General features: G+C 65.3%; 13 protein-coding genes. 10 read left to right on the top strand and 3 right to left on the bottom strand.

Features of this window, described 5'->3' with window-relative positions; genetic code table 11:
- Nucleotides 1–792 precede the first annotated feature (792 nt).
- Nucleotides 793–1,431, top strand: a complete 639-nt coding sequence (locus tag DOM66_RS17210; RefSeq protein WP_110690997.1) for a hypothetical protein — start codon at nucleotides 793–795, stop codon at nucleotides 1,429–1,431.
- 50 nt (nucleotides 1,432–1,481) lie between these two features.
- Complete coding sequence (locus tag DOM66_RS17205; protein ID WP_157959088.1) at nucleotides 1,482–2,282, top strand: hypothetical protein; 801 nt, start codon at nucleotides 1,482–1,484, stop codon at nucleotides 2,280–2,282.
- Nucleotides 2,283–2,462: 180 nt separating this feature from the next.
- Here DOM66_RS17205 and DOM66_RS17200 read toward each other — a convergent pair whose 3' ends face one another.
- From DOM66_RS17200 to DOM66_RS17190, 3 genes are all read right to left on the bottom strand, one after another.
- Nucleotides 2,463–3,899 (bottom strand): KAP family P-loop NTPase fold protein, encoded by a 1,437-nt coding sequence (locus tag DOM66_RS17200; RefSeq protein WP_110690995.1) that lies wholly within the window; start codon nucleotides 3,897–3,899, stop codon nucleotides 2,463–2,465.
- Between the two features lie 584 nt (nucleotides 3,900–4,483).
- Nucleotides 4,484–5,149 (bottom strand): DUF7424 family protein, encoded by a 666-nt coding sequence (locus DOM66_RS17195; RefSeq protein ID WP_110690994.1) that lies wholly within the window; start codon nucleotides 5,147–5,149, stop codon nucleotides 4,484–4,486.
- Between the two features lie 102 nt (nucleotides 5,150–5,251).
- Nucleotides 5,252–6,013, bottom strand: coding sequence for an XRE family transcriptional regulator (locus DOM66_RS17190; RefSeq protein ID WP_188115212.1), 762 nt, complete (start codon nucleotides 6,011–6,013; stop codon nucleotides 5,252–5,254).
- Between the two features lie 135 nt (nucleotides 6,014–6,148).
- Between DOM66_RS17190 and DOM66_RS19685 the strand changes: the two genes are divergently transcribed.
- From DOM66_RS19685 to DOM66_RS19965, 8 genes are all read left to right on the top strand, one after another.
- On the top strand, nucleotides 6,149–6,460 hold the full coding sequence (locus tag DOM66_RS19685) for a hypothetical protein (RefSeq protein WP_157959087.1): 312 nt from the start codon (nucleotides 6,149–6,151) through the stop codon (nucleotides 6,458–6,460).
- Between the two features lie 88 nt (nucleotides 6,461–6,548).
- Nucleotides 6,549–7,112, top strand: a complete 564-nt coding sequence (locus DOM66_RS17180; protein WP_110690992.1) for an ogr/Delta-like zinc finger family protein — start codon at nucleotides 6,549–6,551, stop codon at nucleotides 7,110–7,112.
- A gap of 8 nt (nucleotides 7,113–7,120) precedes the next feature.
- A complete protein-coding gene (locus tag DOM66_RS17175; protein WP_110690991.1) occupies nucleotides 7,121–7,549 on the top strand; it encodes a hypothetical protein in 429 nt (142 codons plus the stop codon).
- The gene (locus DOM66_RS17170) at nucleotides 7,546–9,999 is read left to right on the top strand and encodes a replication endonuclease (protein WP_110690990.1); all 2,454 of its coding nucleotides are present in this window, start codon (nucleotides 7,546–7,548) and stop codon (nucleotides 9,997–9,999) included. The genes DOM66_RS17175 and DOM66_RS17170 overlap by 4 nt, the downstream gene beginning before the upstream one ends.
- Nucleotides 10,000–10,072: 73 nt before the next feature.
- Nucleotides 10,073–10,318: a hypothetical protein gene (locus DOM66_RS19680; protein ID WP_157958920.1), complete on the top strand. Its 246-nt coding sequence runs from the start codon at nucleotides 10,073–10,075 to the stop codon at nucleotides 10,316–10,318.
- Entirely contained in the window at nucleotides 10,311–10,526 is a 216-nt protein-coding gene (locus tag DOM66_RS17160) for a TraR/DksA C4-type zinc finger protein (protein WP_110678829.1), read from the top strand. The genes DOM66_RS19680 and DOM66_RS17160 overlap by 8 nt, the downstream gene beginning before the upstream one ends.
- A complete protein-coding gene (locus DOM66_RS17155) occupies nucleotides 10,516–10,806 on the top strand; it encodes a DUF4224 domain-containing protein (protein ID WP_223162055.1) in 291 nt (96 codons plus the stop codon). The genes DOM66_RS17160 and DOM66_RS17155 overlap by 11 nt, the downstream gene beginning before the upstream one ends.
- Before the next feature lie 86 nt (nucleotides 10,807–10,892).
- Nucleotides 10,893–12,224 carry a phage integrase central domain-containing protein gene (locus DOM66_RS19965; RefSeq protein ID WP_245392479.1) on the top strand — a complete coding sequence of 444 codons (1,332 nt, stop codon included), beginning with the start codon at nucleotides 10,893–10,895 and terminating at the stop codon, nucleotides 12,222–12,224.
- The last annotated feature ends 150 nt before the right edge of the window (nucleotides 12,225–12,374 follow it).

Here is a 12,374-nt window from a genome sequence, read left to right as displayed (position 1 = left end):
AAGCAGGAAAGCAGGCATGAAAAGAGGGCCACCACGCAAGCGCAAGGGCCCTCAGTCAGCACGGCCTAAAGGTGCTGGCTTCCGCGGCCCTTACGTTCCGCGCGTCCCTGGCAACAGAGCCTCATGCTCCGGGTTCCTGACAACGTCCACTCCCTGGACAAATGCAGCATAACCGCTAAGCAAGATTAGCGATACGAATGCATGGAGTTCCATCCAAGAGATTTGCAACGGAGTGTAACGTATTTCTGTGGCCCTCTGGTATCCGCTTCGACCAAGGTCATAAGCGCCTCTGATTTCCCGCCCGATAGTTCGCCACCTTGCTGAAACTCTGGCGGTTTCAGGGGCGGCGAAGGACTTTTTCCGTATTAGACAAACTGATGAGACAGCGCACCCGGAGAAGACAGGCTTACTTGTGCATTGTATCTTTATGTAACTTGCTCTCGGGATACCGCGCCGCCACTTCACGCCCAGCACCAGCCCCGAATCGCAAGCAAAAAAAAGCCCGCAGGGACGTGCGGGCAGAAGAATCCAATCCAGGACGCCGACAAGCCAGCGGGACGCGCTTGCAGACTACCTCTAACGATAATGTGCCCGCCTGAATAACGCAACACCCCGTCTCGGAATATTTTTTGACCTTCTCGACGCCGCGAGCCAAGGCCTCGTGAAGGGCAGGTTTGGCGCCCATCGCACCGCCAGTCGCCCCACGCTCTGCCCCCGCCGCGCCACGTGTCAGGATCAAGCCACCGCCCCTGCTGCCGATGATGACAAGGTTCATGATCCACAGGAAAAACGATGAGCAGCATCAACGGCATCGCGCTATCGTCGAAAAAATCGCCCCTCACCCACTGGGTCGTGGTCTGCGAGGAGTGGCGCGCCCTGGTCGACCGCTACTCCCGCGTGCTGGGCGGCGAAGAGCATATCTTCAACTTCACCGAGCGCCCCCACCTGGGCGTGTTCAGCGCCGCCGCCTGGCGCGCCGGCTTTATCGCGATCGAAGAGTTCCGCTACGAGAAGCACTCTGACGACGGCAAATATCGGTACGGCCGCTGCGACCTCTGGCTCGCCACGGACAACCTGCGGCGTCAGGACTATATCGAAGCCAAGCAGAAGAAAATCCACCTTGGCGGCAAGAATGCCGAGGCCTTCGCGACACGCACTCTGGAAAGCGCCCTCTCGGCTGTGAAACTGACTCGGGGCGACCGCACCGACGTCAACAGCGTCGGCCTCGCCTTCTTCAATATCTGGTGCCGCAATCCTCAGACAGTGACGTCAGAGCAGATTCTGGACTTTATCGACGAGATGAAGGGATACCGGAAGACGCTGGAATACGACCTGATGAGCTGGACCTTCCCCGACGAAGCCAGAGAGAAGAGCAACCCCACCAAGGCCCTGGGGGCGGTGATACTGGCCAAGCGCCTGCCGAGTCGCTAAAACGACGCCGACCCTGGCTAGACGGCCGGGAACGCCAGATGAGGGATGACATGAAATACACAGCAGCAGGACTCACGGCACTGGCCCTTCTCTGCCTCGCCCCCAGTGCCGGTGCCGCCAGCACCCCGTATGGCAACGCCTGCCAACTCCTCGGGCAGTGCGGCGCACCAGACACCGCCTGGGGCGAAAGCCTGCACCTGGGCATGCCGATGGCCAGCGCGCGCGCTACCTACCAGGCGTTCCTGAAAGACTACCGCGAGTCGCACGCCCCCGGCGCCACACTGTACGAGACCCCGCCGCAGGCAGCCGCCTCGGACGCGCCGGCAGCGCTGAGTTACAGCCTCTACGCCACACCGCTCTCGCCGGAAGAAGAGGCGGACCCCAGCCTGCGCCGGCAGCGCCATCCGCTATATAAGGCCAACCTCTTGGGTGACGCCGATGGCGACATGATCGAACTCAGCATCACCCGCCGCTATGGCGATCCAGAGGCCAGCAGCATGGCTGCCCTCGCCGACGCGCCACTGCTGGAAGCCGCTCGGAAAGATGACGCAGAACAGTTCGGCCCGCCAACCTGCCAGACCGACACTCTGCAGCTCTGGCTGTTCGACAAGAACGCCGCCCCGATCCCCGCGGCGCGGGTAGCCTCAGCCGACTGCAAACGGCTCAGCACAATGGCGCTGGTGCCCTATATGCCCAGCGATGAGGCCACCGCCGTCATGGCGGATGTCGGGGCTTTCATCACAGCTATCTACTACCCCGCCCCAGACGACGCGGGCCATTTCCGCCTCTCCAGCGACTCGCTGATCGTCGGCGACTACGTGGCCTTGAAGCAGAAGGCGGGACGGAGGTAGGGGGGCCGATTTAGGTGATGATCGGAACCACCTCAGTTCCGCTGAGCCCTCCCTAAGCCCCCTTCACTCTAGCCAATAGGAAGGCCGGCATCGACGGATTCGACTAGCTGATCACCGACGCTGAGGACTCACTTACCCAGCGCGACTATGATACATGGATGCAGACCGATTGGCCGTTGATCATGAAAGCCTCGCACCCAAGTTAACTAGATAAGGGTACTCATGGACATTCGATTTATTCATAACACTCATTAGAAAATCTTCAAGATGTCGGAATTCGTGACCATTACTATTCAACCGACTCGAGTTCTCAGCACGGTCCGAACCCAAAATATCCACACATTCCTTAGCCACCGCATGTAAATCTTTACACGAGTAGCCAAAATAAAAATCAACTGCGCTAGACCTATACTTGCTCACCAGCCTCTTAAACGCCTCATCAGAATCACCAAACAATATCTCGGAGTAAAGCTCAGGCTCAAAATAACGCAGAAAAACAAGGTAAGCTAACCAGAAAAAATAAACCCCATCAGATCGCACATTAAACACAACGGCCTTCAAATGATTCAGAATCCGCTCCATATCCCTAAGGGATGCACCGAAAACCTTCTGCAACGAAAGTAGAGTAATTAATGCATTATCAAGATCGGCATATCCATCAACTAGCGCCTTAGAGCTCGGAGGAACAGGCTCCTCGAAAGCAGACCTGAACCGCTCTTTCGTGGAATCAGATTGACGCAACTCGAAAACTTTTAGATTAACACCTTCTGGGATAGACCATCTGGCGGACAGCCATGATTTTATATCCGAATTATCTAAAGTATACGTCAGGTCAAAGAACCTCTTTAAATACATGTGCGAAGAAAAGCCATTACCATAGACAGCCTTTATCGACTCTTGCAACTGAACAGTATCTGTCGCTATTACAAACCTACACCCCTGAACATCCAGAAAGTGCTTAACCCTCTCTAACAACTCGATCGCATATGTTGGGCGACAGCGATCCAGCTCATCAATAAAAATATATACTGGAAGTACTGGATCATCTCTATTGGATATGGCCGAGCCTACTTTAGCCACTAGCTCATTCATCACATGCTTAAAAGAGCTCACGGCTTGAACGCTTTTCTTGTTATTATTGATAAGATTTTCGACTAGCTTTTCGGACACATCACCCATAGTATCGCTATATTGGTCCACAGCCTCTTCTGCCAAGTCTTCGGCAGAGACTCCCAGTAATTTTTTGGAAAACCCATTGACAGCAGCTTTCATTAAGACAGGCGAAACCGCGACCAATGCCTTTGCCGCCCCGCGCGAAAAGTCTTCGAACTTACTCGTCAGCTTATCCGAATCAGCGGTCTGGTCTTGAAGCTGTGCTTTAATTTCGGATACGATGGATACAAAAGGGTCTCCCGAGTAGTCGTTCTCCCACGCATTAAAATAAACAGCCCCATGAGTCAGAGCCAGATCATCACACCAATTTTTTAAAAAATAGGTTTTACCCGTGCCCCATGGCGAGTCAATATTGATAACTCTGGCATCATCTGAACCATCCAGCAATCGAGTTAGATAGCTAGCTGCTTTTTCTCTGTCAAGCTTATCCGTTTCCCAAGCCACAACCTCACCCCCACACTAAAAGAAATGATTTTTCCGAATTTTATCGAACTCACTGTCTTCTACTACGACCACCACACTTCAGAGCCCGTTTTTTTAGAAGACCCTTATAAGGCCTGCAAGTTAAGACAGCAAAAACTCTCAAAGAAAGCGAAGTCAATACGAGCGCGGTGCAAATCAGCACCCAGATATTGATTTTAACTCCATATAATCTCGCACTGGCATTTGCAAAAATCTCCCAGCAATATCAAGTTGGCGCCACTTCGATCAAGCTCAGCAGACATTCACCCCAGAACCATTTACTTCTTATACAACAACTCCTAACGCCACCACACCCCTCCCCCACCCACCTTGGTCGTAGGCGATCACCCCAGCGACCGGGCGGCCGCCGGGGCGTGGGGCATCACTCGAAGTTGAACGACTGGCGGTTGTTCGCCGCGTTCGTCTCCATCTGCACACAGCCGTAGAGGGTGCTGTAGCTGCTATCCGGGATGTGCGGGCGTGGTCGCCCGTCGCTTCCGGTAGATCCTTGGTACTGCCCTGTCGCCCCCGGGCCGGCGTCGGTCGCCGGCCCGGGCCGTTGTGGCTTACCCCTCCTGGTCCATGTCGACCAGGATGGTGGCTTCCCCTTCCTGCATGGCTCGGTCGATCAGCACGTTGGAGAGCCGCAGCGAGCGGGTCTCACCCTGGGCAAAGTTCACCGAGCCGAAGGTGATCGGATCGTCGTCGAGCCAGGACGCGAGCACGGCGGTGTCGACATCACGCCCGAGGTCGTTGATCACCTGCAGGCGAACCTCGTATTCGGGCGTGGGCCCCAGGTTCTCGCGCTGCACCTTGTCGATGCGCTCGAGGACCGCCGGGGGGATGGCCAACCCCAGCAGACGACGCGGGTCGCTGGTGAGGCTGAGGGTGTCGGTGGAGACGAAGGTCGCGGCATCATTGTCACGGTCGATGGCGACCGGCAGCGAGAATTCGGCCCAGCTGGTGAGTTTCTGCTGGTAGCAGCTCTTGAACTCGGCCTGGGGGAAGATCGTCGGCACCTGCTCCTGGGCTTTCACCAGCGAACTCGAGGGGTTACGCGAATCTTCGTAGCTGTCGCAGCCGGGGATTTCGAAGCGCACCGTGCCGGGGATCTGGGTGACCGCCGGGTCGAGCAGTTGCGAGAGCGGCACTTCGACCCCGAACTCGGTCTTGCAGCCGGAGAGGGCGAGCAGGCAACCCAGGCCCGCCAGCCAGCGTGAACGTATCGACATTGTGTGTTCCCTTGCGTGTGTCTCGGCAGCTCTAGCGGCTGCTCGTTCCGGTTTGCGGGCGTGGTCGCCCGTCATATTCGGTAGATCCTTGGTCTTACAACCTCAAAAAACCCTGCCCACCTTGCGCCAGCACTGGCCGATGATCTCCACCGAGGCGAGGTCGTCGGGCTTGATCAGTTCGCGCTCGTAGGCCGGATTGTCGCTGATCAGTATCCAGGCGCCGCCGGCGACACGCTGTACCCGCTTGAGGCGTAGCTCGTCATCCATGCGCAGCAGGAAGACGCCATCCGGCGTGCGCTGGGCGCGGTTGACCAGCACCTGCTCGCGGTCGCGGATGGTGTCGCCCATGGAGTCGCCGCGGGCGGTCACGCCGACCACCTGGGCGGGGTCGACGCCATCGGCCTCGAACAGCGCGGCGGGCAGGTAGAAGGTCGCTTCGATGCGCTCGGCGTCGAAGATGCGCCCCGCCCCGGCGGCGGCTTCGATGTCGTACATCGGTACCGGCAGCGTGCCGTTGGGGTGAAGATCAGCGCCGCTCGAAGCGCGGTCACCGCTCAGATAATGAATCCCCGCCTCGCGCACGCCCTCGGGCGTCTCCACCGCAGCGCGGCTATCGCCGCTCGATGCCGCGCCGGTCGATGCGCTGCCGGCCGACACCTGCCCCGACAGGACCTGGCCCGTCAAGACAAAGTGCACATCCACACCGGCGCCGGCGGCGGCTTCGAGGTACTCCGCTCGCGGGCTGCGCTCGCCGCTCTCGTAGCTCGCCTGGGCGCGCTTGGAGACCCCGCACAGCCGCGCCAGCTCTTCCTGCGACAGGGAAAGCCGGTGTCTCTCCTGCTTGAGGCGGTCAGAAACGTGCACTTTTCTCCCTCTCCCCCTTTGACAATTGCACGTTCGCGCAATAGCCTCTCCCATTAGATGCACAAACGTGCACTCAGCACGCCACCGGACCTCTCGGCGCCGACGTGCTCAAGATTCCACAAGGGAGAATATCACATGACGTCTCAGTCGCCCGTTAACCGCTCGCCTAACGGCTGCCGCTGCCAGGTGATGACCCAGCTCACCCCGGCGGAGCGTGACCGCTTCAAAGCGCTGGCCACGGCAGAGGGGCGTTCGCTCTCGGCCACCGTGCGCCTGCTCGCCCTGCGCGGTCTGGCCCAGCAGGTGGCGTCCGAGGCGCCGGTCTCTCCGCTCGCCCCGATCATGACGACCACGCCGAACACATCGGCCACATCGATCACATCGGCCACACCGATCACCTCGATCACCTCGATCACCTCGATCACAAACCCCGACGACGCGCGCTAGGGCGTTCTCCCGGCGCGGGATCACGTCTTCGCCCGCCGCCCTCGCCCTGTCGATCTCCATCTGTCTTTTTTTCATGAGGTGAGCGCCGATGCGCAATCTCTGGACCTGCCCTGAATGCGGCGCGCCGAGCCGGCTGCGCCACTCCCGGCATCTGCCGGGCGGGCCTGATCTGAGCTACCAGCAGTGCACCGAGCCCGCCTGCGGCTGGTGCGGTCAGGCGCAGCACAGCGTGCGCAAGACCACCACGCCCTCGGCCCTCGCCCCGGCGGCCCAGCTCGCCCGCCAGCAGGCGGTGGCAGAGAAGGAGACCGACGAGACGCGCCCCCAGTGGCGCTGCCCGGCGTGCCACTCCCGCTGCCGGGTGCGCTCCTCCAAGCAGCTGCTGCCGGACTACCGGATGGCCTATCTGCACTGCACCTTCGGCCCCTGCGGCTGGACCGGCCAGGGCGACTACGTGGTGCTGGAGACGGTGAGCCCCAGCGGCATCCCCAATCCGGGCTATGCACGACGTCTGGCGGCGCATCTGCCCTACCGCCCGGCCCCGGCGATGGCGCCGTTGCCGTCACGGGACGCTGAGCGCGACGACACAGACGCCGCTGCCGACGCCGCGGCATCCGCCACGCCCCCGCGCACCACGCCCCGGCATCCGTGAGGTCCGCCATGCGCGCTCCCGAATCCACCTCGCTTTCCGCTCAGCCCCCCGCCGCCGACGTCCAGCCGGACGGCCGCGCCGGCTTCGGTGCCCTGCGCGCCGAGCTGCACGCGCGCTGTGCCGATGAGGATCTGGCGGCGCTGTGGGCCGGGCTGAAGCTGGGCGAGCGCAAGGCGATCGTCGCCAGCGCCGGGCTGCACCCGCGGGATGCCGAGGCCGCCATTGCTGCCCTCGACCGTTTTGAGCGCCGGGCGATTCGTGCCGCCATCGGCCGCATGAGCCGCTATGCCCAGGCGCTCCACGCCAGCCTGCGGGGCCAGCGCTCGGCGCCGCACCCCAGCCGGGCGCTGGCCACCAATGCCCGCCGCGCGCTGGATCGCGGCGATATCCCCGGGGCCCGCCACTGGCTGGGGCTGATCGAACGAGGTGAGCCGTGAGCGCTATCGAGACTTCCTGCACATTCGAGACGTCTTGCACCCTCGAGACTTCCTGCGCCCTCGAGACTGCCCGCACCTTCGGCACCCCCGAGTGCCGGCAGTGGCGCCAGGGCTTCTTCGAGCGCCTGCCGACCCTGGCCGAGGCGCTGGCCGCCGGCTTCGTCGCCGTGGCCCGCCGCCACGGCAACGCCGCCGGTAACCGCTGGCTGGCGCGCCGGGCCGCTGGGCTGATCGAGCCGGAGCGGGTGTGCCGGCGCTTTCCGACCCTGGCCGCCGACCTGCGCCGCGCCTTCGCGGAGCTCCGCCGCCAGGGGGAGACGCCGCTGGACGGCATCGCCGCCGGCTGCGCCTGGCTGGAGACGGTCGAGACACGCCTGACCCTGGGCGCCTTCAACGCCAGCCACGACGATGATGCCCTGATCGACTACGCCCGCGCCCAGGCCCGGGGCGTGGAGGACGTGCGCCACCAGCTCGTCGGTAATATCGCCGGCCACAACCGCCGCCAGCGTCTGGGGCTGCTGCCGCCGCCGCGCCGCCTCTCGCCGCTGCCGGGGGCGACCCTCTCCGCCCAGGCCCGGGCCCGCGCCGCCCGCATCGCCCGCGGCCCCAACCCGTTGACCCCGCCGCGCCCCGGCGTGCCGCTGCTGTCTCTCTTCACCTGGCAGCGCGCCCCGCTGATGACCCTGGCGGTGGCCGACACCCTGGCGCTGGAACGCGCCCGGGCCCGCGCTCGCCGCCACGGTATCGCCCCGCCCAGCCTGCGCTTGAAGCCGGCGTCCCAGCTCGCCCGGCTGAGCTGCGAGCGCTGGTGGCGGCGTCAGTTGCGGCGTCTCGCCGGGCGGCGCCTGGAGCAGGTGCTGCGCGAAGCGCGCCGAGTGCACAAACGTGCAGGCATCTACTGCAGCGAGCTCACCCTCACCCGTCGCCGGGCCCAGAAGGTGCGCAATCGTGCCCTGCTGGAGACGCTGGAGGCGATCAACCAGGCAGGCCAGACCTACACCCTGGCCGAGCTGGCTGAATTGGGGCTGGCCAACCCGGACCACCGCCGCGCCGAGCTGATGCTGCGCATCCGCGACACCGAGGTCGAAGCGCGGCGTCTGGGCCACGTCGGCCTCTTCTTCACCCTGACCGCGCCGAGCCGCTTCCACCCGGTGCTCGCCGCCAGCGCCCAGCGCAACCCGAAGTACGACGGCAGCACCCCGCGCGATGCCCAGCAGCATCTGCAGGCGCTGTGGGCCCGGGCCCGCGCCGCCCTGGCCCGGGAGGGCCGGGGCCTCTACGGCATCCGCGTGGTCGAGCCACACCACGACGGCACACCCCACTGGCACCTGCTGGTCTGGGCCAAGCCCGAACACGCCGCGGCGGTGACCGAGACCCTGCGCGGCTACGCCGAGGCGGAGTCGCCGGAAGAGCTCTACGACCGCGGCGGGCAGAAGACCCACGCGCGCTTCAAGGCCGAGACCATCGACCCCGCCCGCGGCACCGCCGCCGGCTACGTGGCCAAGTACATCTCCAAGAACCTCAACGGCGAGCAGTTCGCCCGCGCCGGGGTCGAGGGCGACCACCTCGACCGCTACGGCCAGGCGCTGACCGACGCCGCCCCGCGCATCGAGGCGTGGGCGGCGACCTGGGGCATCCGCCAGTTCCAGTTCCTCGGCCTGCCCAGTGTCACCGTCTGGCGCGAGGTGCGCCGGCTGACCGAACGCCAGGCGGACACCCTGCAGCAGTGGGAAGCCGCCACCCGCCCGCGCCCCAGCATCGCTCGGGTGCTGCACCGGGTGCGCGCCGCCGCCCTGGCCGGCCAGTGGGACCGCTACCTGCGCCTGATGGGCGGGCCCAACGCGCCGCGCAAGTTGCAGCCGATCAAGCCGTGGTCGATCCCCGCCTTCCGACGCGCCCAGGCCGGCGACGACGTCAGCCACGCCAGCGGCGAGGTCAACCCGGGGCTGATCGAACGCGGCCGCTACGGCGACGAGGTTCGCGTGCCCAAGGGGCTGGTGGTCAGCGACCGCCGCGGCCATGCCGCCGAATACCTCACCCGCCTCTACCGCTGGGAGGTGCGCCCCAAGCGCCGCCTGGCCGTGGGCGGGGTGTCTGGCGAATTTTCGGGAGGCGGCGCAGCCGCCGACCCTTGGACTTGTGTCACTAACTGTACGGACCCCGAAGCCGGTCCGAGCTGTACGGACCCCGCGTCTCAACCCCTGACGACGCTGCCGCGCCATCTGCTCACCCCGCGGGCGCCGACCCCAGACGAGCTGGAGGCCCAGCTCGCCCGTTACCGCGAATGGCGCGCGAGCGAAGCCGCCCGCGCCGAGGTGGAGAACGCCGATCTCGAGCAGCGCCTGATCCGCGCCCTCGCCCGGCGCCAACCGCCACACACCCCCAGGCCCGCCACCGCCGCCCCGCCCGCGAGGCCAGGCGCCGGTGACGGCTTGCCCGCGCCCCACTGACCCGGAGCGACCCATGACTCAGACAATTCTCCCGGACACGAACCCGAACACGAATCCGAACAGGAGCCAGACCATGACCACGACCTTGACCCCGAGCCAGCACCCGGCCCACGCCAGGAGCGGCGCCGAGAAGATCGCCCGCGGCACCCTGCAGGAGGCGGGCGAGCTGGCCGTGCTCAGCGATGCCAGCGGCGCCACCCGCCACCGCTACGCCCTGGTGATCGCCTTCGACAGCGAAGAAGCCCTGCGCCAGGCCGTCACCCACCACCGCTGCGCCTACCGCGATGGCCAGCATGTCCAGGAGCTGACCCATGGCTGATCTTGCCGACAACGCCCTTGCTGTGATCGAGCGCCATCTCACCCAGTCGCTGGCCCGCCACCGGCTGCCCGAGGCCCAGGCCAGCGCCGACGAGTGCGCCGACTGCGGCGAAGAGATTCCCGCCGCCCGGCGCGCTGCCGCGCCCTGGAGCGAAACCTGCATCGACTGCCAGTCGCTGCGCGAACGGAGGCAACGCCATGTGCGCTGATCTGTCTATTGGCGGCTCCGACGCCAGCCGAAAAGCCAACCTCGGCGCTTCATGCGGCTCCGACACCGGCCCGCATTCCGGCGTGCTCGGCTGCGAGGCGCTGCGCCAGATCACCGGCTACCAGCGCCCGGCGGATATCGCCCGCTGTCTGCGTGAACAGGGCGTGCGGGTGTTCCACGGCCGCCGCGGCCCCTGGACCACCCTCGACCTGATCAACCAGGCCGGTGGGCTCGGCGACCCCGCCGCCAACGACACCCTCGACCCGCGCCAGGTGCTGTGACCTGGCGCGTCACGCGCCTCGAACCGGACTTGACCCCGATCTGAACCGGAATTGAACCAGACCCGAACCAGAACAAGGACGCCACCATGCCCGCTGCCGATACTGCCGCCCAACCCCGCGGCGAAGCGCGCCATACCGCCCGAAGCCGCGGTGCCGCTGATAACGCCGCCCAGCCCCGCGGCGAAGCTCTCCACACCGCCCGAAGCCGCGGTGAAGCGCGCCATACCGCCGGCAGCCGCGGCAAGGCCGATCACGCTGGCGAGAGCGGCCGCCGGCGCCATCATCCGGCGATCCCCGCGCATATCGACCAGTCGCGGCTGCCGCCGGGGATCTACTTCGATGCCCGCGGCCGCGGGCGCTGGTATCGGCAGTACCGCGACGAGGCCAACCGCCTGCGCCGGCGCAACGTCGCCGACGCCCAGGCGACCCTGGACGAGCTGCGCCAGATCGCCGCCGATCGCGACGGGCTCGACCGCGACTCGCTGGCCTATCTCGCCGCCGCCTTCCACGCCGCCGAGCAGTTCCAGCAGCTCGCCCCGCGCACCCAGCAGGATTACGCCTGGTGCCGCAAGCTGCTGATCGAGATGCCGACCAAGCTGGGCAAGCCCCTGGGCGAGCTGCCCACGCGCCAGTTCCAGCCGGCGCTGGTCCAGCGTCTGGTCGACCGCATCGCCAGCGACGGCACCCCGGCCAAGGCCAACCACCTGCTGCGCTACCTGCGCCGGCTGTTCCGCTGGGGTATCAACCGTGGCTACTGCGACACCAACCCGGCCCGCGGCGTCGAAGCCGCCCGCGAACGCCGCCGCCGCCGGCTGCCCGAGCTGGAGACCGTGACCGCGCTGACCGAGTTCGCCCGCGAGCGCGGCCAGCGCCGCCGGGGTGAAGCCGGCGCCTGCGCCCCCTATCTCTGGATCGTGATGGAGCTGGCCTATATCTGCCGCCTGCGCGGTATCGAAGTGGTCACCCTCACCGACGCCCACCACACCCCGGCGGGCGTGCACACCAACCGCCGCAAGGGCAGCCGCGACAGCGTGATCCGCTGGTACCCGCGCCTGCGCCACGCCTGGGACGCCGCCACCCGCCACCGGGACGCCCTGTGGCGCGCCCGTGCCCTGCCGGTACCCAAAGACGCCGCCGCCCGGCCGCTGATCGTCGCCGCCGACGGCGCCGCGCTGCAGAAATCGAGCCTCGACAGCGCCTGGCAGCGCTTCATCCGGCTCGCCATCGCCGAACGCGTGATCCGCCCCGAGCAGCGCTTCGGCCTGCACGACCTCAAGCGCCGCGGCATCACCGACACCGCCGGCACCCGCCACGACAAGCTCGAAGCCAGCGGCCACCGCTCGGCAGCGATGATGGATGTCTACGACCTCAGCGTCCCCCTCGTGCCCTGGCCCGGCTACGACGCCACGGCGCCCTGAGCGGCGCCGGCGCGGGAACGGCGCCAACCAACGCTGCTGGCCTCCTGCTCCAGAAAGACCAGCAGCGCGACGCCCTCATCGCCACCTGCCAGCGCCGCGACACGCCAGAATATCGCTCTATCGTTATTATCAGACGATATCTATCACTCA

Origin of the sequence: Salinicola endophyticus (genome assembly GCF_003206575.1) — a bacterium.
GTDB lineage: Bacteria > Pseudomonadota > Gammaproteobacteria > Pseudomonadales > Halomonadaceae > Salinicola > Salinicola endophyticus.
This window is presented reverse-complemented; position numbering and strand designations above follow the sequence as displayed.

What these genes read in the sequence shown, in the direction of transcription:
- DOM66_RS17210 (WP_110690997.1), top strand. Translation starts at nt 793, where the DNA reads ATGAGCAGCATCAACGGCATCGCGCTATCGTCGAAAAAATCGCCCCTC.
- DOM66_RS17205 (WP_157959088.1), top strand. Translation starts at nt 1,482, where the DNA reads ATGAAATACACAGCAGCAGGACTCACGGCACTGGCCCTTCTCTGCCTC.
- DOM66_RS17195 (WP_110690994.1), bottom strand. Translation starts at nt 5,149, where the DNA reads ATGTCGATACGTTCACGCTGGCTGGCGGGCCTGGGTTGCCTGCTCGCC.
- DOM66_RS19685 (WP_157959087.1), top strand. Translation starts at nt 6,149, where the DNA reads ATGACGTCTCAGTCGCCCGTTAACCGCTCGCCTAACGGCTGCCGCTGC.
- DOM66_RS17180 (WP_110690992.1), top strand. Translation starts at nt 6,549, where the DNA reads ATGCGCAATCTCTGGACCTGCCCTGAATGCGGCGCGCCGAGCCGGCTG.
- DOM66_RS17175 (WP_110690991.1), top strand. Translation starts at nt 7,121, where the DNA reads ATGCGCGCTCCCGAATCCACCTCGCTTTCCGCTCAGCCCCCCGCCGCC.
- DOM66_RS19680 (WP_157958920.1), top strand. Translation starts at nt 10,073, where the DNA reads ATGACCACGACCTTGACCCCGAGCCAGCACCCGGCCCACGCCAGGAGC.
- DOM66_RS17160 (WP_110678829.1), top strand. Translation starts at nt 10,311, where the DNA reads ATGGCTGATCTTGCCGACAACGCCCTTGCTGTGATCGAGCGCCATCTC.
- DOM66_RS17155 (WP_223162055.1), top strand. Translation starts at nt 10,516, where the DNA reads ATGTGCGCTGATCTGTCTATTGGCGGCTCCGACGCCAGCCGAAAAGCC.
- DOM66_RS19965 (WP_245392479.1), top strand. Translation starts at nt 10,893, where the DNA reads ATGCCCGCTGCCGATACTGCCGCCCAACCCCGCGGCGAAGCGCGCCAT.